The sequence below is a fragment of the Ruegeria sp. BA12 genome, from assembly GCF_056539625.1.
In genome coordinates this window covers 914,688-933,324 of sequence record NZ_JBQFVF010000001.1, presented here as the reverse complement: position 1 = coordinate 933,324, position 18,637 = coordinate 914,688, and the positions used below count along the sequence as shown (strand labels likewise).

General features: G+C 56.5%; 19 protein-coding genes. 6 read left to right on the top strand and 13 right to left on the bottom strand.

The annotated features are described in order from the left end of the window. Positions 1 to 148: 148 nt before the first annotated feature. From trmFO to gluQRS, 3 genes are read left to right on the top strand one after another with little or no spacing between them, the layout of a single operon-like run. Complete coding sequence (trmFO, locus tag ACR0B0_RS04590; RefSeq protein WP_170348659.1) at positions 149 to 1,489, top strand: methylenetetrahydrofolate--tRNA-(uracil(54)-C(5))-methyltransferase (FADH(2)-oxidizing) TrmFO; 1,341 nt, start codon at positions 149 to 151, stop codon at positions 1,487 to 1,489. A 37-nt stretch (positions 1,490 to 1,526) separates the two neighbouring features. Beyond that, positions 1,527 to 2,141, top strand: coding sequence for a class I SAM-dependent DNA methyltransferase (locus ACR0B0_RS04585; RefSeq protein WP_170409786.1), 615 nt, complete (start codon positions 1,527 to 1,529; stop codon positions 2,139 to 2,141). After that, the gene (gluQRS, locus tag ACR0B0_RS04580; RefSeq protein WP_480646605.1) at positions 2,138 to 3,019 is read left to right on the top strand and encodes a tRNA glutamyl-Q(34) synthetase GluQRS; all 882 of its coding nucleotides are present in this window, start codon (positions 2,138 to 2,140) and stop codon (positions 3,017 to 3,019) included. Before ACR0B0_RS04585 ends, gluQRS begins: the two co-directional genes overlap by 4 nt. Positions 3,020 to 3,024: 5 nt before the next feature. Here the strand turns inward: gluQRS and hisI are convergent, their stop codons facing one another. Next, positions 3,025 to 3,414, bottom strand: coding sequence for a phosphoribosyl-AMP cyclohydrolase (hisI, locus tag ACR0B0_RS04575; RefSeq protein WP_480646603.1), 390 nt, complete (start codon positions 3,412 to 3,414; stop codon positions 3,025 to 3,027). A gap of 48 nt (positions 3,415 to 3,462) precedes the next feature. Between hisI and ACR0B0_RS04570 the strand changes: the two genes are divergently transcribed. Both ACR0B0_RS04570 and ACR0B0_RS04565 read left to right on the top strand, forming a co-directional pair. Continuing rightward, on the top strand, positions 3,463 to 3,915 hold the full coding sequence (locus ACR0B0_RS04570; RefSeq protein WP_480646601.1) for an iron-sulfur cluster assembly scaffold protein: 453 nt from the start codon (positions 3,463 to 3,465) through the stop codon (positions 3,913 to 3,915). Positions 3,916 to 3,974: 59 nt separating this feature from the next. Beyond that, entirely contained in the window at positions 3,975 to 4,613 is a 639-nt protein-coding gene (locus tag ACR0B0_RS04565) for a MarC family protein (protein ID WP_170348654.1), read from the top strand. A 185-nt stretch (positions 4,614 to 4,798) separates the two neighbouring features. Here the strand turns inward: ACR0B0_RS04565 and ACR0B0_RS04560 are convergent, their stop codons facing one another. The 5 genes from ACR0B0_RS04560 to sciP form a co-directional block, all read right to left on the bottom strand. Next, the gene (locus ACR0B0_RS04560; protein WP_264187059.1) at positions 4,799 to 4,921 is read right to left on the bottom strand and encodes a hypothetical protein; all 123 of its coding nucleotides are present in this window, start codon (positions 4,919 to 4,921) and stop codon (positions 4,799 to 4,801) included. A gap of 111 nt (positions 4,922 to 5,032) precedes the next feature. Continuing rightward, positions 5,033 to 7,123 (bottom strand): ATP-dependent DNA helicase RecG, encoded by a 2,091-nt coding sequence (recG, locus tag ACR0B0_RS04555; protein ID WP_480646599.1) that lies wholly within the window; start codon positions 7,121 to 7,123, stop codon positions 5,033 to 5,035. After that, on the bottom strand, positions 7,120 to 9,246 hold the full coding sequence (gene ligA / locus ACR0B0_RS04550; protein WP_170348652.1) for an NAD-dependent DNA ligase LigA: 2,127 nt from the start codon (positions 9,244 to 9,246) through the stop codon (positions 7,120 to 7,122). Before ligA ends, recG begins: the two co-directional genes overlap by 4 nt. Before the next feature lie 119 nt (positions 9,247 to 9,365). Beyond that, positions 9,366 to 10,082, bottom strand: coding sequence for a response regulator transcription factor CtrA (gene ctrA / locus ACR0B0_RS04545; protein WP_170348651.1), 717 nt, complete (start codon positions 10,080 to 10,082; stop codon positions 9,366 to 9,368). A gap of 82 nt (positions 10,083 to 10,164) precedes the next feature. Next, positions 10,165 to 10,458 carry a CtrA inhibitor SciP gene (gene sciP / locus ACR0B0_RS04540; protein WP_170348650.1) on the bottom strand — a complete coding sequence of 98 codons (294 nt, stop codon included), beginning with the start codon at positions 10,456 to 10,458 and terminating at the stop codon, positions 10,165 to 10,167. 129 nt (positions 10,459 to 10,587) lie between these two features. Here sciP and mnmA point away from each other — a divergent pair, with 129 nt between their 5' ends. Further along, a complete protein-coding gene (gene mnmA, locus ACR0B0_RS04535; protein WP_170348649.1) occupies positions 10,588 to 11,733 on the top strand; it encodes a tRNA 2-thiouridine(34) synthase MnmA in 1,146 nt (381 codons plus the stop codon). Here the strand turns inward: mnmA and ACR0B0_RS04530 are convergent. From ACR0B0_RS04530 to bamA, 7 genes are all read right to left on the bottom strand, one after another. After that, positions 11,730 to 12,311: a cadmium resistance transporter gene (locus tag ACR0B0_RS04530; RefSeq protein ID WP_480646596.1), complete on the bottom strand. Its 582-nt coding sequence runs from the start codon at positions 12,309 to 12,311 to the stop codon at positions 11,730 to 11,732. The genes mnmA and ACR0B0_RS04530 overlap by 4 nt on opposite strands. After that, positions 12,311 to 13,468, bottom strand: coding sequence for a lipid-A-disaccharide synthase (gene lpxB, locus ACR0B0_RS04525; protein ID WP_480646594.1), 1,158 nt, complete (start codon positions 13,466 to 13,468; stop codon positions 12,311 to 12,313). Before lpxB ends, ACR0B0_RS04530 begins: the two co-directional genes overlap by 1 nt. Continuing rightward, positions 13,468 to 14,262 carry an LpxI family protein gene (locus ACR0B0_RS04520; RefSeq protein ID WP_480646592.1) on the bottom strand — a complete coding sequence of 265 codons (795 nt, stop codon included), beginning with the start codon at positions 14,260 to 14,262 and terminating at the stop codon, positions 13,468 to 13,470. The genes lpxB and ACR0B0_RS04520 overlap by 1 nt, the downstream gene beginning before the upstream one ends. A gap of 4 nt (positions 14,263 to 14,266) precedes the next feature. Then, positions 14,267 to 15,052 (bottom strand): acyl-ACP--UDP-N-acetylglucosamine O-acyltransferase, encoded by a 786-nt coding sequence (gene lpxA / locus ACR0B0_RS04515; RefSeq protein WP_480646590.1) that lies wholly within the window; start codon positions 15,050 to 15,052, stop codon positions 14,267 to 14,269. Beyond that, the gene (gene fabZ / locus ACR0B0_RS04510; RefSeq protein WP_170358383.1) at positions 15,049 to 15,522 is read right to left on the bottom strand and encodes a 3-hydroxyacyl-ACP dehydratase FabZ; all 474 of its coding nucleotides are present in this window, start codon (positions 15,520 to 15,522) and stop codon (positions 15,049 to 15,051) included. Before fabZ ends, lpxA begins: the two co-directional genes overlap by 4 nt. A gap of 72 nt (positions 15,523 to 15,594) precedes the next feature. Next, complete coding sequence (locus ACR0B0_RS04505; RefSeq protein WP_170349401.1) at positions 15,595 to 16,161, bottom strand: OmpH/Skp family outer membrane protein; 567 nt, start codon at positions 16,159 to 16,161, stop codon at positions 15,595 to 15,597. A 24-nt stretch (positions 16,162 to 16,185) separates the two neighbouring features. Next, positions 16,186 to 18,546: an outer membrane protein assembly factor BamA gene (gene bamA / locus ACR0B0_RS04500; RefSeq protein WP_170348643.1), complete on the bottom strand. Its 2,361-nt coding sequence runs from the start codon at positions 18,544 to 18,546 to the stop codon at positions 16,186 to 16,188. Between the last annotated feature and the right edge of the window lie 91 nt (positions 18,547 to 18,637).

The following is an 18,637-nucleotide window of genomic DNA, read 5'->3' as shown; positions in this document are numbered from 1 at the left end:
TTGGGTCGCCGTGGGCGGAAGGTCCCTCCAAGCTGGTTTCTCTCACCGGCGTCGACATTCCCGCAGCGGCGACCCCAAAATTCCCTTAAATTCTTAAACTAAGCGGCCTGTGTTGCGTTGCACGGTTCACTGTCCTATGTGGCAGCGCATGACACAAAAACTGCATATCGTGGGCGGCGGCATGGCCGGGTCCGAGGCCGCCTGGCAGGCGGCGGAAATGGGCGTAGATGTGGTGATCCACGAAATGCGACCCAAAGTAGGCACCTTTGCGCACCAAACTGGCAATCTGGCCGAGATGGTGTGTTCGAACTCATTCCGCTCAGACGATGATGAACAGAACGCCGTTGGCTTGCTGCATTGGGAAATGCGCGCCGCGAACGGCCTGATCATGACAACGGCGGACGCGCACCGGCTGCCCGCGGGTGGTGCGCTTGCTGTAGACCGCGATCCTTTTGCCGAGGCGGTTACCGCCAAACTGCAGGCCCATCCGCGTATCGAGGTTACAGGGGAAGAAGTCACTGCCCTGCCCGATGACGGCCACTGGATCTTTGCCACTGGTCCTTTGACATCGGCAACATTGGGTGACTCCATCCGAACCGAAACGGGTGCAGAGTCCCTGGCATTTTTCGACGCCATTGCCCCGATTGTCTATGCCGACAGCATCGATATGAGCAAAGCCTGGATGCAATCGCGCTATGACAAAGGCGAGACCGAGGAAGAACGCACCGCCTATCTGAACTGCCCAATGGACCGCGATCAGTATGAGGCATTTATCGACGCTCTGCTGGCCGCTGACAAAACTGAGTTTCACGAAGGCGAAACGGCGGGGTATTTCGACGGCTGCCTTCCGATCGAGGTGATGTCAGAGCGTGGTCGCGAAACGCTGCGCCACGGCCCGATGAAGCCGGTCGGCCTTACTAATCCTCATCAGCCTGACGTCAAACCGCATGCGGTGGTGCAACTGCGCCGCGACAATGCCCTTGGCACGCTGTTCAATATCGTCGGCTTTCAAACCAAGATGAAATATGGCGCGCAGACCGAAGTGTTCCGTATGATCCCCGGTCTGGAAAACGCCAGCTTTGCGCGGTTGGGCGGTATTCACCGCAATACGTTTATCAACTCTCCGACGCTTTTGGATGCGCAGATGCGGTTGAAATCGAAACCAAATATCCGTTTTGCGGGGCAGATCACCGGGGTCGAGGGTTATGTCGAAAGCGCGGCGATGGGCCTGTTGGCCGGTCGTCTGGCCGCGGCCGAGATTCTGGGCCGGACCCTGCCCGAGGTTCCGCAGGACAGCGCCATGGGCGCCCTGATCCACCACATCACCGGCGGGGCCGAGGCCAAGACTTTTCAGCCCATGAACGTCAATTTCGGCTTATTCCGACCAGTCGACGGGCTAAAAGGCGGTCGGCGCGGTCGCAAGGACCGCTACAAAGCTTATACGGATCGCGCCAAGGCCGAGTGGACTAACTGGCTGGAGCAGTGTTGACTGGACGCTGTTGGCTCATGCAGCGTAGTATCCGTGTATGAGCGATAAGTACCTCAAAGACGTCTATAATCTGGACACCCCGCAAGAGACGCATGCGCACTATCAAAAATGGGCGTCCTCCTATGATGCCGAGGTTGGCGCGCATGGCTATGCGACCCCCGGGCGGGTGGCCGAGGCGTTATGGTCAAAACTGCCCGAGCCGCAAACACCGATCCTGGATTATGGCTGTGGCACCGGATTGTCCGGTGTAGCCTTGCGTGCGGCGGGTTTCGAAGTGATTGACGGCGTTGATCCAACTCCGAAGATGCTAGAAGGCGCTCTGGCCAAGGGGGTCTATAGAAGTCTTTCAACCTTTGAGATCACCAATCCCGATCCGTTGGATCAAGGAGCCTACAAGGCGATCACCGCAATCGGTGTCATTGGGGTTGGCGCAGCACCGCCCGAGGTTTTCGATATGCTGATGCGCGCGCTTCCCGAAGGCGGCCTGCTTGGCTTTTCCTTTAATGATCATGCGCTTGAGGACGTCTCTTACACTTCACGCTTGAATGATTGGCTTGATATGGGAGCAGCTCGGTTGCTGTTTCGGGAATACGGTCCTCACCTACCAGGAATGGACCTTAAGTCGGACGTGTATATCGTTGAAAAAGCGTGATTTTTAAAACCCGATTTGCGCCGTCTCCCACAGGTCCGCTGCATCTGGGACATGCGTATTCAGCGATGCTCGCCCATGATCTGGCCGGGTCTGAAGACGGTCAATTCCTGTTGCGGATCGAGGATATCGACCAATCTCGATCGCGCCCCCACTGGGAAGAACAAATTTATGATGACCTGCGGTGGCTTGAGCTGTGGTGGCCTGAACCCATCATGCGTCAGTCCGACCGGTTGGCAGTATATGACAGAGCATTGGATGACTTGTGGTCGCGGGGCCTGCTTTATCCCTGCACCTGCAACCGCAAAGATATCGCCGCTGCGGCCAGTGCCCCACAAGAAGGTGCACCGCTGCACGGGCCTGATGGGATCATTTACCCTGGGACGTGCCATGGCAAACGTCGAGACACACAACGTCCCACGGACATTCCTTTGAGATTGGATATGGCCGCTGCAGGCCGCGTGCTTACGGGTTCAGCCCAACCCGGTGCAAAAGTCGGCGCATTTCACGAATCCGGCGCGGGACCAAATGGAGAGACGGGCACCATCCCGTTTTCTTTAGGCGAGCTGACAGACACAATCGGCGACGTTATCCTGTCGCGACGCGATATGGGAACGTCTTATCACTTGTCAGTGGTCTTGGACGACGCCGCACAGGGTATTACCCACGTTGTACGCGGACAGGACCTGTTCGAAGCGACCCGTATTCATGTTGTGCTGCAAGCCTTGCTGGGTTTACCGACACCGCAGTACCTTCATCACCGGTTGATCCGCGACGACGTAGGAAAACGTCTAGCCAAGCGTGACGATGCGCGGGCGATCTCGAAATACCGGGCCGAGGGGGCGTCGCCAGCAGATATCCGGGCGATGGTTGGACTGTGAACCGGTCACTCCATGGGTGACATCAGCTCGACCTCGTCGCCGTCTCGTACCGCGGTATAGAAACAGGTACGGCGATTTGTATGGCACGCAGCACCGGTTTGACGCACTAGAACTAGCAAACAATCGCGGTCGCAATCAAAGCGGAAATCCACCAATTCCTGCACATGGCCCGAGGTTTCGCCCTTGATCCAAAACGATTGACGCGACCGCGACCAATATGTGACGCGCCCGGTTTCCAACGTCTTCTCAACGGCTTGAACATTCATCCAGGCCATCATCAACACTTCGCCCGAGCTTGCATCCTGAGCGATGGCAGGGATCAGCCCGGCCTCATTAAACTTCAGCGAGGACGGATCAAACGTGACGGTGGCAGACATGAGAAAAACCTTTTGCATCCCGGTAGATGCTCACTATGTATGGGGAACAGACAACGAGGGAAAGCCATGTCCGGCGAGAACGACCTGATAAAGCTCTATTCCGGCCGCATTCTGGCGCTGGCTGCGGATATTCCGCATCTGGACAGGCTTGAGAATCCTGATGCTACGGTGAAAAAACGCTCACCCCTGTGCGGGTCGACGGTGACCGTGGATGTGAAGATACAGGACGGCAAGATCTTGGAGTTCGGGCAGGACGTCAAAGCCTGTGCCTTGGGCCAGGCTTCGGCCTCAGTCGTGGGCAGTGCCATCATCGGGGCGACTCGGGCGCAGGTGGAAACTGCACGCGATCAATTGGCCGCCATGTTGAAGAAAGACGGACCCGTACCTGATGCACCATTTGATGGGCTCGAAGTTCTGATCCCTGCGCGGGACTACAAGAACCGCCACGCATCGATACTGCTGGCCCTTGAGGCCACCGCCGAAGCGATGCGGCAGGCTGAACAGGCAAATTGCGCATAACATTGGAATTTTTGCGGGCAATCCGGTTTAATCACCCCGCATGATTTCGGGGGGATTGGATGGAAAAATTGCTTGAACACTTTGTTACACTCTGGGTCGTAATTGACCCGATTGGCACAATCCCTGTTTTCATAGCCGTCACAGCGGGCCTGACTGCAGCGGCCCGTCGCAAAACCGCCCTGCTCGCCGCGCTGGTCAGCGCTGGTGTCCTTCTGTTCTTTTTGATTTTCGGCCAATTGCTGATCGAGGCGCTGGATATCGGGCTGAATTCGTTTCAGGTCGCTGGTGGTATCATCCTGTTCCTTTTCGCGCTGACAATGATCTTTGGCGAAAGCAAACAAGTCGTCGAGCAGCATGAAGCTGAAGAGGAAATGGAGATTTCCGCCAACAAACCCAATCCGGCGATTTTCCCGTTGGCAGTGCCATCCCTGGCGTCACCCGGTGCTATGCTGGCAATTGTCATTCTGACCGACAATAACCGTTACAGCGCCGCGGATCAGGGTATTACGGCGCTGGTCATGCTGTCCGTTATTCTGATTTCGTTTGTTCTGATGCTGCTGGCGGACCCGATAATCCGTGTCATCCGTTCTTCGGGTGCTGCGATTATCAGCCGGGTCATGGGAATGATCTTGGCTTCGGTCGCAGTGAATTCCGTTCTGTCCGCGCTTCTTGAGATCATGAAAACCGGGCAGTTATAAGAAAAAACCGCCGCACCTTCCGGGCGGAAAGGGCGGCGGCAGGTTGTGCGTGTCTCGCGTGGGGTCCGGATAGCCGCACGGGGCCGAGGCAGGCCCCTCAAGGGAATTGGGACAGGCAGGTCACCCTTGACTGAAATGGGGATGACAGCGCGGTATAATCGGCACGAGATCGCAGGCAGAAAGGCTTAGAACGCTCCGGGCAGGTGCAGGGCAACCATTAGCATGACCACCAAAGACACGGCCCCTACAGCATCCTGCAAAATCGTCGATTGCGAGCGGCTCAGGGCAGTCTTGATCTGGGTCAGCATGGTCTCACCTCCGGTCGAGATTTAATCCTTTGTTGACCTTTTGTTCTCATATTTTGTTGAGTCGGTAAAGAACTTTTTGAGAACATTTGTGAACTTAGTGGAACAAAATTTCTAACCTACTGAAATCAAACGGATTGCCTGATCCTGTTTCATAAACCACAGCAGAACACGTGCCGCCTGCCCCCGGTCCGATTTCAAACGGGGATCAGCAGACAGTAACGCACGGGCATCAGTCTGCGCTGTTGCCATCAACCCAGCCTGACGTTCCAGGTCCGCGATCCGAAATTTCGGCAACCCGGATTGCGCTGTCCCGATCAAATCACCTGCGCCACGCATCTGCAGATCAGTTTCTGAAATACGAAACCCGTCTTCGGTTTCGCGCAGCACTTCTAATCGTTTCCGCCCGCTTTCACTGAGCGGAGGCTGATACATCAGCAGGCAGGTTGAATCCGCCTCACCACGCCCAACGCGTCCGCGCAACTGGTGCAGTTGCGCAAGCCCAAAAATCTCAGCTCGCTCTATGACCATGATCGAGGCGTTTGGCACGTTGACCCCAACCTCGATCACGGTTGTGGCGACCAGTACCTTGGTTTGCCCGTCCTGAAAGGCCTTCATGGCAGCATCTTTATCGACCGATGGCATCTGGCCATGCACCAACCCGACCACTCCTTCGCCCAGAATGGCGCGCAATCGCTTGAATCGTTCCTCAGCTGCCGTAAGGTCCGAAACTTCGGATTCGTCGACCAACGGACAGACCCAGTAACACTGACGTCCTTCATCAATCGCTCGACGTAGGTGCGAAACGACATCGTCCATGCGATCTGTGCTGATGATGGCAGTCTTGATGGGTTTTCGTCCCGGCGGTTTTTCGTCCAGCACCGAAACGTCCATATCGCCATATTGCGCCAAGGCCAGACTGCGAGGGATCGGAGTGGCGGTCATCACCAGCACATCCGCGCCCTGCCCTTTTTCCGATAACTCCATTCGTTGCCGAACACCGAACCGGTGCTGTTCATCGACAATCGCAAGCCGGAGCGCCCTAAATTCAACATCGCTTTGAAATACCGCGTGAGTTCCGACCAGGATTTGAATATCGCCATTCTTCAGCGCCGCCAGCTTTGCACGTCGTTCCGCGCCCTTGTCCCGGCCAGTGAGGATTTCCAGCACGACCCCAGCCTCTTCGGCCAACGGGCGCAATCCCTCCAGATGTTGCCGGGCCAGAATTTCGGTAGGCGCCATCATGACGCCCTGGCCTTTGGCCTCGACCGCGATGAGCAAGGCCATAAAGGCCACCAGCGTCTTGCCCGCACCCACGTCGCCCTGCAATAACCGGTTCATACGCGCGTCCGAAGCCATATCGCCAGCGATGTCGTCAATGGCCCGCAACTGCGCTTTGGTAGGTTGATATGGCAGGCCGGCAAGAACCTTGGCCTGCAAAGCACCCGTTCCGGCACTGACCAGACCCCGCGCTTTCCGCTCTCGCTGACGGGCCAAGGCCAACGTCAATTGATGCGCAAACAACTCATCATAGGCCAGACGTTCCCGTGCCGGAGCATGAGCAGCCACATCATCTGCCCCCTGCGGGTTATGCGCAGCTGCAATTGCAGTGGCCCAGGCTGACCACCCTTGCTTAGCCACCAGGGTGGGATCGATCCATTCAGCCAATTCCGGGGCCCGCGCCAACGCGCTGCGGGCAGCCTTATAGGCCGTTTTCTGTGTGATCCCCTGTGTCAGATGATACACCGGTTCAAAATCCGGAATTTCCTGCGCCTCTTCCACAGGCACCATATGATCCGGGTGGACCATCTGCGCCATGCCATCGAACAGTTCGAGCTTGCCCGAAATCACCCGCCGTGAACCTTCCGGCAAAATACGCTTCAGATAGTCACCGCGCGCGTGAAAGAACACCAACTGGAAATCTGCCTGGCTATCCTCGACATGCACCCGGTAAGCGCCGCCCTTATTGCGGGCGGGCCGGTGCGTACCAACAGTCACTTCAACTGTCAGTGTGGTCGGCAGGTCAACACCCTGAATCGTATCGCACCGACGGCGGTCAATGACGGCATATGGCAGGCTGAACAGCACATCGCGCGGCGACTCCGTCCCCGCTTGGGTCAAGACCTGAGCTGTCTTCGGCCCAACCCCATCCAAAGTTTCCAACCCCGCGAACAGCGGAAACAGGCTTTCCGGGCGCCCGCTCATGCAGTTCCGATCAGCTGCAACCAGCCATCCTCATCCAATGTTTCAATACCCAGTTCGGCAGCTTTCTTTGCCTTGGAGCCAGCACCGGGGCCGGCAACCAGAATATCGGTTTTCTTGCTGACCGAACCCGAGACTTTAGCCCCTAATGCCTCGGCGCGGGCCTTGGCCTCAGCGCGAGTCATCTTTTCCAGCGTGCCCGTGAAGACGACTGTTTTGCCTGCGACCGGACTGCCGGCTGTGTCGGGGCGTTTCGCCTCTTGTATGTCCAGCTGGGCGACCAGCGCATCAATGCTGGCGCGCTCGGCCTTTTGCGCGAAGGCTGATATGAGGGCGCGGGCCATAACCTCGCCGACGCCATCCACGCCCAACAAGTCGTCCCATTCGGGGCCTTCGAACCCCGCCGCAGAGGTAATGGCGCGTTCAAAGTCACCCCAGTTTCCATAATGTGTCGCGATCAGGTTCGACGCGGCCTCACCCAAATGGCGGATGCCCAGTGCAAACAGTAGCCGACCAAAGGGAATTTTTCGTTTCTCATCGATGGCCTCCCACAGGTTACCCGCACTTTGCGCCCCCCAGCCTTTGCGATTGGCCAGTTTGTTCAGGTTTGCCGCATCGCGTGTCTGCAGGGTGAAAATATCGACCGGCGTTCTAACTGGCAGATCCGGGTCATCGTAAAACATCTCGATCTGCTTGGCGCCCAAACCTTCGATGTCGAAGGCCTTGCGAGAAACGAAGTGCTTCAGCTTTTCAACCGCCTGTGCCGGACAAATTACACCCCCGGTACAGCGGCGCACTGCGTCGCCCTCTTCGCGGACCGCGTCGCTGTTGCATTGGGGGCAGGTCTTGGGGAACTGAAACGGCTCTGCCCCTTCGGGTCGTTTCGAGATATCGACATCGGCCAGTTTCGGGATCACATCACCAGCGCGGTATACCTGCACCCAATCACCGACCCGAATATCCTTGCCGTCGCGGATAGTACCACCTTTGGCGTCACGACCCGCAATATAATCTTCGTTGTGCAAGGTGGCATTCGACACGACCACACCACCCACCGTGACCGGGTGCAACCGGGCAACCGGGCTGAGCGCCCCAGTGCGGCCAACCTGAATGTCGATCGCTTCAAGTCGGGTCCAGGCCAGTTCTGCAGGAAACTTGTGCGCAATCGCCCAGCGGGGGGTTGTGGAGCGGAAACCCAGACGCCCCTGCAAGGACAGATCGTTCACTTTGTAGACGACGCCGTCGATATCATAACCCAAGGTGGATCGTTGGGCCTCGATCTCGCGGTAATGCGCCAGCATCTGATCCGTCGTTTCACACAGCTGGGTCAGGGAATTGGTGGCGAAACCAAGACCGCGCAACCGGTCAATTGCCTTCATTTGGGTTTCTGCCAACGGTTCGGACAGCTCACCCCAGGCATAGGCAAAGAACCGCAATGGACGGGATCGCGTGACGGACGAATCCAATTGCCGTAAGGAACCCGCAGCCGCGTTTCGTGGATTGGCGAAAGGCTTTTCTCCTGCCTCTTCCTGCCGCGCATTTAGCTTTTCAAAGTCTTCATGAGACATGTAGACCTCGCCCCGAACTTCCAAAATGTCGGGCGCATTTTCCAAGGTTTGGGGAATATCTGAAATAGTCCGGGCATTTGCCGTGACATTTTCACCAACTTCGCCGTCTCCGCGGGTGGCCGCCTGAACCAATTTGCCCTTCTCATACCGCAAGGAAAGCGACAGACCGTCAATTTTAGGTTCAGCCGTGTAAGACAAAGGTTTAGATGCTTCCAACCCGAGGTACTTTCGGATTGAGCGGTCAAAATCCTGCACGTCTTCGTCGTCGAACGCATTGCCCAGCGACATCATGCGAACAGCATGGGTAACTTTCGAAAAACCGTCAGACGGGCGAGCGCCGACTTGATCCGAGGGGCTGTCGGCGCGCTTTAGTTGCGGAAACCGCGTTTCGATTTCAGCATTTCGACGCTTGAGCGCATCATATTCGGCGTCCGAAATCTCGGGGGCGTCTTCGCCGTAATACAGCGTGTTTGCCCGCGCCAACTGTTCGGCCAATTGCGCCAACTCAGCGCGCGCGGCCTGTTCGGTCAGGTCAGATACCGGAATCAATTTGCTCATGGCCTCGCCCTGTCACTTAGTCTTGGACTTCAGTGATAGGGCGAGGTCATGGTCAGGTCCAGACGTGCTGTTCAGTGAGTGAAAGCGGTCGCCCCGGACCACGGGCGACCATGTTCAAATCAGGCCCCAACCGCCATCCGCGTTTCGTCAACACTGTTGCTTTGCGGATCACGCAGGACATAGCCCCTGCCCCAAACTGTCTCGATGTAATTTTCACCACTGGTGGCGTTGCTGAGTTTTTTACGCAGCTTGCAGATGAAAACGTCGATGATTTTCAGCTCGGGCTCGTCCATGCCGCCATAGAGGTGGTTCAGGAACATCTCTTTAGTCAACGTGGTGCCCTTACGTAGGCTCAGCAGCTCAAGCATCTGATATTCCTTACCGGTCAGATGAACAGCTTTGCCTTCCACTTCGACCGTTTTGGCATCGAGGTTAACCGCAACGCGACCGGTCTGGATGATGGATTGCGAATGCCCTTTTGAGCGGCGGATGATGGCATGGATTCGGGCCACCAACTCCTCTCGATGGAAGGGCTTGGTCATATAATCGTCGGCACCGAACCCAAATCCTTTTATTTTGCTTTCCGTGTCGTCTGCGCCTGACAGGATCAGGATCGGTGTTTCCACCCGAGCGATGCGCAGTTGCCGCAGGACTTCATGCCCATTCATGTCCGGCAAATTCAAGTCCAGCAGGATCAGATCGTAGTCATAAAGCTTTGCAAGATCGATACCTTCCTCACCCAAATCCGTTGCATAGACGTTGAGGTTTGCGTGTGTCAGCATCAATTCAATGCTTTTGGACGTAGTCGGATCATCCTCGACAAGAAGTATACGCATTTACTGCTCCAATTCGGGTCAATTTACCAATTCAAATTGAGCCTGCTCAAAAATGGTTAATCTGACGTTACCGTTGAATCATTTATTCCCTTTCACCCTTAGGTTGTCGATATTTTTTTAACGCAGTCACTTTCAAAGCGTCCGTTCCGTGTTCAGCAACAGCGGCAACCCAGGCGTTAAATTCCTCATCACTAAGGCCGTATCGCTTTTTAGCGTCTGACAGTGTGATCAGCCCATAAACCACCCCCCGCACGACGATTGCCTTGCGCGATGCGACCCAGCGTGTCGTATCCCTTGGCGGCAGATCGGCGCGCGATAAAACCGTTCCATCCGGTAGGGTTATGGATCTTGGACCCTCAACTTTGTGCAAAAACATTTTATGACCCTCTTCGTGCTGCGACAAAGCTGACACCACCCTACTTAATGCTGAGTGAAACCGCCCCTTGAGAGTGTGTAGAATTTTCCTATATTCTGCCGGTCTTTCTTAACCCGCACTGGAATCATCATGGCCCTCGCTGCCGAGACCCAACTCAATTCGCTTGGCTTTGCCAAACCGCCCTCGGAAACGCGGGTGGTTGTTGCCATGTCCGGTGGCGTAGACAGCTCTGTCGTGGCGGCCCACCTGGCCGACCAGGGCTATGACGTGGTTGGTGTAACGCTACAGCTTTACGATCATGGTGCAGCGCTGGCCAAGAAAGGTGCTTGCTGTGCGGGGATCGATATCCATGACGCACGCCGTGTGGCCGAGGAACGCGGATTTCCGCACTATGTTCTGGATTACGAGAACATCTTCAAAGACGCGGTGATCGACGAGTTTGCTGACAGCTATCTGGCAGGTGCTACTCCGGTGCCCTGCATCCGCTGCAACGAACGGGTCAAATTCAAGGATTTGCTGGAGACCGCCAAGGATCTTGAGGCCGACTGCATGGCCACCGGTCACTATATCCAGCGTAAAATGGGTCCCAATGGGCCAGAGTTGCATAGCGCCGAGGACGCGAACCGCGATCAGTCCTATTTCCTGTTCTCGACCACACCCGAGCAGTTGGATTTCCTGCGTTTCCCTCTGGGCCACCTGCCCTCGAAGGACGCCACCCGCGAGATGGCAGCGCAATACGGGCTGGCCGTGGCGGACAAGCCGGACAGTCAGGACATCTGCTTCGTGCCCAACGGCAATTATGCCAGCGTCATCGAAAAACTGCGCCCCGGTGCGGCAGAACCCGGTGAGATCGTGCATGCGGACGGTCGCGTTCTGGCGCAGCATAACGGTGTGATCCACTATACCATCGGACAACGCCGCGGTCTGGGCATCGGTGGCCTTAGCGAGCCATTGTATGTCGTAAAACTGGACGTGGATGCGAAACAAGTCGTTGTTGGCCCCAAAGAGATGCTGGCCACCCGAACCATTCCTGTTCGCGAAATCAACTGGCTTGGGGATGAACCCTTCACCTCACGAGATGAATGGCATGTTCTGGTCAAGGTCCGCTCGACCCGCCCCCCGCGCGAGGCGATCGTAAGACCTTTGTCCAATACCACGGCAGAGGTTGAGCTGTTGACGCCCGAAGAAGGTGTCTCACCCGGTCAGGCCTGTGTGTTCTACGCGTCGGAAGGCAGCCGTATCTTTGGCGGCGGCTGGATCTGGCGCGGGTACTAAATCGCGTCCGTCCACGAGTTGCTAAGGATATAGAGCCCGGCGCAAATCATCACATAGGGAACCAACCGTTCCAACCGCCGGGCCAGCGTGCCGCTCATGAACGGCGCTTTGGCCCCTAACAGCGCAACGGTTGCCAGACCAAGTGCCGCCAACACGGCCCCGATAACACCAGCCGTTCTGAACGTGGGGGCCGAGTCGGCCAGCAGAGGCGCAAGGACGGCGAACGTATCCATCGACAGGCTGATGAACAGCAGCGTGACCATGATCACCGACGCCCCGGTATCCAGATTTGCGTGCGTTTCAGTCTCGGTTCCCTGCCTTTGCCGGATCAAGGCTAAGATGCCCAAACTCAGAGGTATCAGACCCAGATACCCGGCCCAGTGCGGTACGACATCCTCAACCCCCAACGCCAGCAAAAGCGCTGCGCTGATCACGACCCCCTGCGCAAGCAGAAAGCCAAAGACCGCGCGTTTGGCCCCCGACACCAGCGATAGCGCCAGCAGCGCCGCCAGATTGTCCAGATTGGTCAGAATCTGAGCCATAAAGGCAGACAGTCCGAACAGCACGAAATCCAGCATTACGGAGTCATCCGATCAAGAACGGCTCGGGCGGCCCTCAAACCGGGGGCCTCACCTCCGCGCCCCAGACGTTCCATCGTGAGGGTCATGGCATCGCGCTGCGCATCGGGGGCAGCCGCGACCTGTTTCAACGCCTCTGCTATCTTTTCAGGCTGGCAATCATCCAGCAAACACTCGGGGACCGCTCGGGTCTCGGACACCAGATTGACTAGCGTTACAGTATCCAGCTTGACCATCCGCTTGGCAATCAGAGTGGTCAGCCAGTTCAGATTATACGCTATCACCATAGGCGTCGATTGCGCGGCCAGTTCCAACGAAACCGTCCCCGAAGCGGCCAGCGACAACTCTGCCGCGGCAAACGCGACCTGCTTTTGTGCTTGTGCCTGATCCGAAGGCATCTCGCGCGGATCGACGACAACAGGGTTTCCGGGCCAGCTTTGCATATGCTCGGTGACGGTATCCACCATATGCGCAACCGCGGGCACCACAATACGTGCGCACGGCCGTTCATTCAGATAAAGGCGCAGCGCCTCACCAAAGATCGGAGCCAGACGCTCAATCTCGCCTCCACGCGAACCAGGAAGCGCCAGTATGATCGGTGCGTCGCCCAGATCGTAGGTCACGCGAAAATCCTGGATATCCTGATCCGAAGCTATCGGTTCGCTGGCCACCGGATGACCAACGAAATCACACTCCATCCCCGCACGTTCCATATAGGGCGGTTCAAATGGTAACAACGCCAGAACTTGGTCGATCACCTTGGCCATCTTGTCCGCGCGCCCGGGGCGCCATGCCCAGACACTGGGGGCGACGTAATGCACCGTTCTGATATCACTCTGCGCTTTTACCTGCTTGGCGACGCGCAGTGAAAAATCCGGGCTGTCGATGGTAATCAATACATCGGGCTGCGTATCCAGAACGGCCTGAGCGGTCTCAGAAATCCGGCGTTTCAGGTGGAAGAACTTGGGCAAAACCTCAACCAGCCCCATCACCGACAGTTCGGCCATTGGAAAGCGGCTGTCCAAACCCTGTGCCTGCATCAGCGGTCCGCCAACGCCATCGAACTGGATATCGGGTACGAGACTGCGCAACCCTTCCATCAAGGCGCCGCCCAAACGGTCGCCCGAAGGTTCACCGGCGACCAGGAAGACTCGCATCAGATCGCCCGCTCACGCACATACAGAAACAGGCCCAGACGGTTGCATTCGTCGATCACACGATCCTGTTGCAACACGATCACGCCACCTTTTTCGATGACAATACCCGCTAGCCCAGCTGCCACCGCACCAGAAACGGTCCCAGGGCCAATGGTCGGCAAGTCAGCACGTCGGTCCTGATCGGGTTTCGGCGCTTTGAACAAAACGCCACCCCCCGCATCCGGTCGTTGGGACAAGGATTGCAGCATCCAATCTGTGCCGTAGATGCTTTCGACCGCAAGCGCCTGCCCTTTGGACACCGCACAAGCCTGACCGATATCCGCAGCTCCCATGGCCCGTAGAATACCCGCTGCCCTGTCTGCATCGGACAGTTCAGCCTCGGATGGCTGCGTTTCGGTAAGGCACCCTAGTTCCGGCAGTAACGCCGGGGCAATTTCGTGAGCGGCACGAACGGTCAGTCCAGAGTTTTCGAATATGCCGATCACGGCGCGCAATGCCCCGTCATCCCCGGACATCATCGCCTGTTGCAGTACTGGAACCAGAGGCATCGTGGCCGCATCAATCCGCGATGAATCGATAGCGGGACGGCGCACCGCGCCAGCCATGCAAATCTCGGTCACGCCGCGCGCTTTCAAATCCGCAAGGAAGCTTCCCAACTGTTCCAATGGAAAGACGATATCCGCAGTCAAAGTGTCCGGTGTGAACCCTTCCATCGCACAAATCAGAGGGCGATCGGAAAGTTGGTCAACCACTTCGCCCGGCAATGCGCCTGTTCCAGCAATCAATGCCAGCATTGACCTATTTCCTCGGCGTCAGGAACGAGCGATCGGATTGCCCGGTCACGAAATCCACGATCCGCTGCACATATTCGCTTTCGTTGTCCACACCTACCCGGTGCGCGCGTTCCATGAACGTGCCATCGCCAGTCGACAATTCGCGGAATGCAGCACGCAGGGCCGAGATATCCTCGCGCGAGACACCGCGCCGTTTCAAGCCAACCAGGTTCAGTCCGTCCAACTCACCCCGAGGCGCCTGAACCAGGCCATATGGGATCACGTCATTGGGCACCATAGTCAGTGCGCCGATGATCGCGCCACGGCCCACGCGCACCCATTGATGCAGGCCGGAAATTCCGCCCACGATCACATCATCCTCGATGACACAGTGACCCGCCGCGCCGGAATGGTTCACCATGATCACACGATCCCCGATCTGAACGTCATGCGCCACGTGCACACCTGCCATCAAAAGACAATCGTCGCCGATCCGGGTCACACCGCCGCCGCCCTCGGTTCCGGTATTCACCGTCACATGTTCACGAATGCGGTTACGCTTGCCGATCTCAAGCCGCGTATCCTCACCCCCGAACTTCAGGTCCTGCGGAATTTCTCCGATCACCGAGAAATTGAAGATCACGGTCTCATCACCGATCTGGGTTTCGCCGGTCACGACAACATGGGACTTCAATTCGACCCGGTCGCCCAGCTTAACCTGACTGCCGACAAAACAGAACGGCCCGATGATGCAGTCTTCACCGATCTGCGCACCGTCTTCGATGATTGCGCTTGGGTGAATGCCGCTCATGTTGTCTTTTCCATGTCCCAGTCGACATAGGCCGAAAATTCGGCTTCGGCTGCGACTTCGCCATCAACCGTCGCCCGGCCGCTGAATTTGAAGATCTTGCCACCCTTCTTACCCCGCACGGTTTCCACGTGCATTTCAAGCACATCGCCAGGGATCACTTTGCGGCGGAATTTGCACTTGTCGATGTTCATGAAATAAATCAGCAATTCGCTGTCGATCACGTCCATACCGACGCCCAGCATCACACCTGCAGTTTGCGCCATCGCTTCAACAATGGTCACGCCGGGCATGATCGGCGTTCCGGGAAAATGGCCCTGAAAATGTGGTTCGTTCATTGTGACATTCTTGATGCCAACGGCCGATTGATAACCCGAGATATCAACCACCTTGTCGACCAGCAGAAACGGATAGCGATGCGGCAAGATCCGTTGGATCAACTGGATGTCGGCGCTTTTGGTTTCCGTGCTCATGGTGTTGTAGTCCCATTCTGGATTTCTGTTTGCGGCGTGGTTAGCAATACCGCGCCCTAAGGGCAAGCAAACCTATTCACTGGCCCCATTTTCAACGGCGCTGCCGTCGCCGATCGCCGCATTGATCCGCGCAATGGCGGCATCGGTAATATCGGTTCGATCCGAACTGAGGAAAACGCTGGATCGTTCAATAATGATGGAAGCGCCGGATTCGCGTAGCAAGTCAATCAAAACCGGCCGTGCAAGTTCCAGAAACATCTGCCGAGCCTCTTCACTACGTCGTGCCAACACGTCCAGTTTTGCGCGCTGCCCCTCCCGATGCGATTGAACCTTTTCGTCAAAGGCATCGGCCAGGGGGCGAAATTCTTCGGCTGTCATGGTCGCACGCTGTTCCGTCAGAACCTTTTCCTCTCGGCTCAGCTCGGCCACGATCCGTTCGTTTTCTTCCCCTAAAAGAACGCCTTCGGCCTCGATCTCTCGAAGGACACGTTGACCAAAGGCAGATTCAGCAAACAAACGCTCGCTGGACAACGTCACCACGCTGCTTTGCGGAACCCCCAATTGTTGGGCCGCTACTGGCTCCGAAAAGACAAGGGTCAGAAATACACACAGGGCCCATAAAGGGCCCTGCAGTTTCATGAACACAGTTTTCAACATTCAGGATCAGAACCGAGCCTGAACCGTCAGGTCGAAGTTCTGCTCTTTGTCAAAGTCTTCCTTTTTCAACGCTTTCGAGAAGTTGAAGCGCAGCGGACCAAACGGCGTTTCCCACAGAACCGACACACCTATTACGTGGCGGATCGAGCCGTCTTCGCCGACGATATTGGCACCGGTCGTATTGACGTCGTTAAGATTGTACAAGTTACCAAAGTCGTAGAACACGCCGCCACGCAGGCCGAATTCTTCGGGCAGACCCAGCGGGAAATCCGACTCCAAACGCGCAACCCAATAGTAATTGCCCCCGATCGCGTCATCCTGTCCGTTGGACAAGTCGCGCGGACCAAGACCCGCAGGCTCGAACCCGCGGAAGATGCTGGGTCCCAAAACAAAGCGGTCGATAGTGCGGCTGAAATCATCACCTCTCCAGTGCAGCGCACCGACTTCCATCGACGCACGCAGAACAACTTCTTCGTTCCAGACACGTGTCTGGGCGACACCACGGGCCGTCGTCTTGAAGTATTCGTTGTCGCCGCCCAGTCCTGCAGCATCAATACCGGCCTCAAAAAGGACGCCTGCATTCGGGTTCAGACCTCCGATCCGGCTGTCATAAACATATGAGAGGCCAAGAGAACTGGTGGTACGCTCACCCTGATCAATTTCCGAAGAAATGACTGCACCGTTAGTTTCGTCACCTTGCTGGGTCATTTCGCTGTTTTGCCAACCATAGCGCAGACGCAGGGATGACAACTCGCCAATCGCATAGCTCAACTGAGGCCGGAAGAATAGCGTCTCAGTGTCATAACTGGCAAAGCTTGAATTGGTCGTCGACAGACCCAATCCCAGATCAAACCGAAGTTTGCGCCCCAGCAGGTAAGGTTCTGAGAAGTTCAATGTGTATTGTTCGGCATCCTGGGCAGTCGACAAATTGACGCCAATTGTTTGCCCGCGTCCCAGGAAGTTAGATTCCTGAAGGCCAATCGCAACCCCGAAACCATCAGAAACCGAGTAGCTACCACCCAGGCTCAGCGAACCCGTCGGCTGTTCCTCTACATCCACATCCACAATCACCTGGCTGGGCGAAGACCCTTCGCGCGGTTCGACATCGGCCGCGGCAAAGAAACCCAAGGCCCGGATACGTTCGGCGGCCTGACGAATCTCACGCGGATTAAAGGGGTCGCCTTCCACTGTATCGAATTGACGACGGATCACGCGGTCAAGCGTGGTTGTGTTGCCTTCAATATCGATCCGCTCGACAAAAATCCTTGGGCCTTTGGTCAGAACAAACTGCACATCCAGCGTCAGGTCACGTGCGTTGCGCGTCACGCGCGGCTCCACACGCAGGAAATCGACGCCCTGCTTGATGCCGAGACGTTCCATCCGCGCAATCGAGTTTTCGATCAGCATCGGAGTGTAAGTCACTCCCGGTCGAATTTTCAGTGCATCCTGATACGGAGCAGGATCCACACCCGGAATTTCGCTGACAGTGCTGATCTGCCCAAATGAGAATTTTTGACCTTCGGTGATGTTCATCACCAAGAAGAAAGCGTCGCGCTCGCGAGTGAATTCCACATTTGCGCTGTTCACGCGGAAATCGACATAACCACGCGACAAGTAGAAATCCCGAATGACCTGTTTGTCGAATTCGATCCGGTCAGCAATGAAAGTATCGCTGCTGACAAACGTCCGCAGGATATTCGCCTGTTTCGATTCCAGAACCCTGCGCAGGCGCCGGTCAGAATAAGCTCGGTTGCCAACAAAACTCACACGCTCGACTTCGATCGTGGTCCCTTCTGCGACCTCGAATACCAGATCGACACGGTTGTCACTGCGGCGAATGATGCGGGGAATGACCGTTGCAGACACCCGTCCCTGAGACGAGTAGATCTCGGCGATCAGGTCGGCGTCGGCCTCCGCGACTTGCGGTGTAAAGACGCGGCGTGGCTCTGATGAGATCGCTTCAAGCAGCACGTCATCTTTTACGCGGCTGTTACCTTCAACGCTGATCTGATTGATTGTCGGATATTCTTCAACTTCGATCACCAGCGTGCTGCCACGCGGCGTCAATTCGACTGTCTCAAAAACACCACTGTCAAGCAAACGCTGATAGGCATCGTTCAATTCGCCCGCTGTGACCGACTGGCCCGGCTCGATTCCTGTACGTTCAATAATGGTGGAGGTTTCGATACGTCGGTTGCCTTCGACATCGAACGAATTAAAGACGAAATTTTGCGCCCACGCGGCCTGCGGAAACGGTACAAAACCTACCAATGTAAGAAGGAATATTAACGTTAGTGACCGCCACAAAATCTTGTTTTTCGGCTTCTGCCCACCGCAGGATGTGCCCGCGCCTCGCCTATCAGTCATATTTTTCACTACCCAATATTTTTGGACTTTAAAGCTGATTAGCGAGAATATTTAGCCTTGTCAAAAGACCAAAACAGAAAGCGGCCCGTCG

Bases quoted from the DNA above. Each gene is read 5' to 3' on its own strand.
- trmFO (WP_170348659.1), top strand. From the start codon at position 149: ATGACACAAAAACTGCATATCGTGGGCGGCGGCATGGCCGGGTCCGAG.
- ACR0B0_RS04585 (WP_170409786.1), top strand. From the start codon at position 1,527: ATGAGCGATAAGTACCTCAAAGACGTCTATAATCTGGACACCCCGCAA.
- hisI (WP_480646603.1), bottom strand. From the start codon at position 3,414: ATGCAAAAGGTTTTTCTCATGTCTGCCACCGTCACGTTTGATCCGTCC.
- ACR0B0_RS04570 (WP_480646601.1), top strand. From the start codon at position 3,463: ATGTCCGGCGAGAACGACCTGATAAAGCTCTATTCCGGCCGCATTCTG.
- ACR0B0_RS04565 (WP_170348654.1), top strand. From the start codon at position 3,975: ATGGAAAAATTGCTTGAACACTTTGTTACACTCTGGGTCGTAATTGAC.
- ACR0B0_RS04560 (WP_264187059.1), bottom strand. From the start codon at position 4,921: ATGCTGACCCAGATCAAGACTGCCCTGAGCCGCTCGCAATCGACGATT.
- recG (WP_480646599.1), bottom strand. From the start codon at position 7,123: ATGAGCGGGCGCCCGGAAAGCCTGTTTCCGCTGTTCGCGGGGTTGGAA.
- ligA (WP_170348652.1), bottom strand. From the start codon at position 9,246: ATGAGCAAATTGATTCCGGTATCTGACCTGACCGAACAGGCCGCGCGC.
- ctrA (WP_170348651.1), bottom strand. From the start codon at position 10,082: ATGCGTATACTTCTTGTCGAGGATGATCCGACTACGTCCAAAAGCATT.
- sciP (WP_170348650.1), bottom strand. From the start codon at position 10,458: ATGTTTTTGCACAAAGTTGAGGGTCCAAGATCCATAACCCTACCGGAT.
- mnmA (WP_170348649.1), top strand. From the start codon at position 10,588: ATGGCCCTCGCTGCCGAGACCCAACTCAATTCGCTTGGCTTTGCCAAA.
- ACR0B0_RS04530 (WP_480646596.1), bottom strand. From the start codon at position 12,311: ATGCTGGATTTCGTGCTGTTCGGACTGTCTGCCTTTATGGCTCAGATT.
- lpxB (WP_480646594.1), bottom strand. From the start codon at position 13,468: ATGCGAGTCTTCCTGGTCGCCGGTGAACCTTCGGGCGACCGTTTGGGC.
- ACR0B0_RS04520 (WP_480646592.1), bottom strand. From the start codon at position 14,262: ATGCTGGCATTGATTGCTGGAACAGGCGCATTGCCGGGCGAAGTGGTT.
- lpxA (WP_480646590.1), bottom strand. From the start codon at position 15,052: ATGAGCGGCATTCACCCAAGCGCAATCATCGAAGACGGTGCGCAGATC.
- fabZ (WP_170358383.1), bottom strand. From the start codon at position 15,522: ATGAGCACGGAAACCAAAAGCGCCGACATCCAGTTGATCCAACGGATC.
- ACR0B0_RS04505 (WP_170349401.1), bottom strand. From the start codon at position 16,161: ATGAAACTGCAGGGCCCTTTATGGGCCCTGTGTGTATTTCTGACCCTT.
- bamA (WP_170348643.1), bottom strand. From the start codon at position 18,546: ATGACTGATAGGCGAGGCGCGGGCACATCCTGCGGTGGGCAGAAGCCG.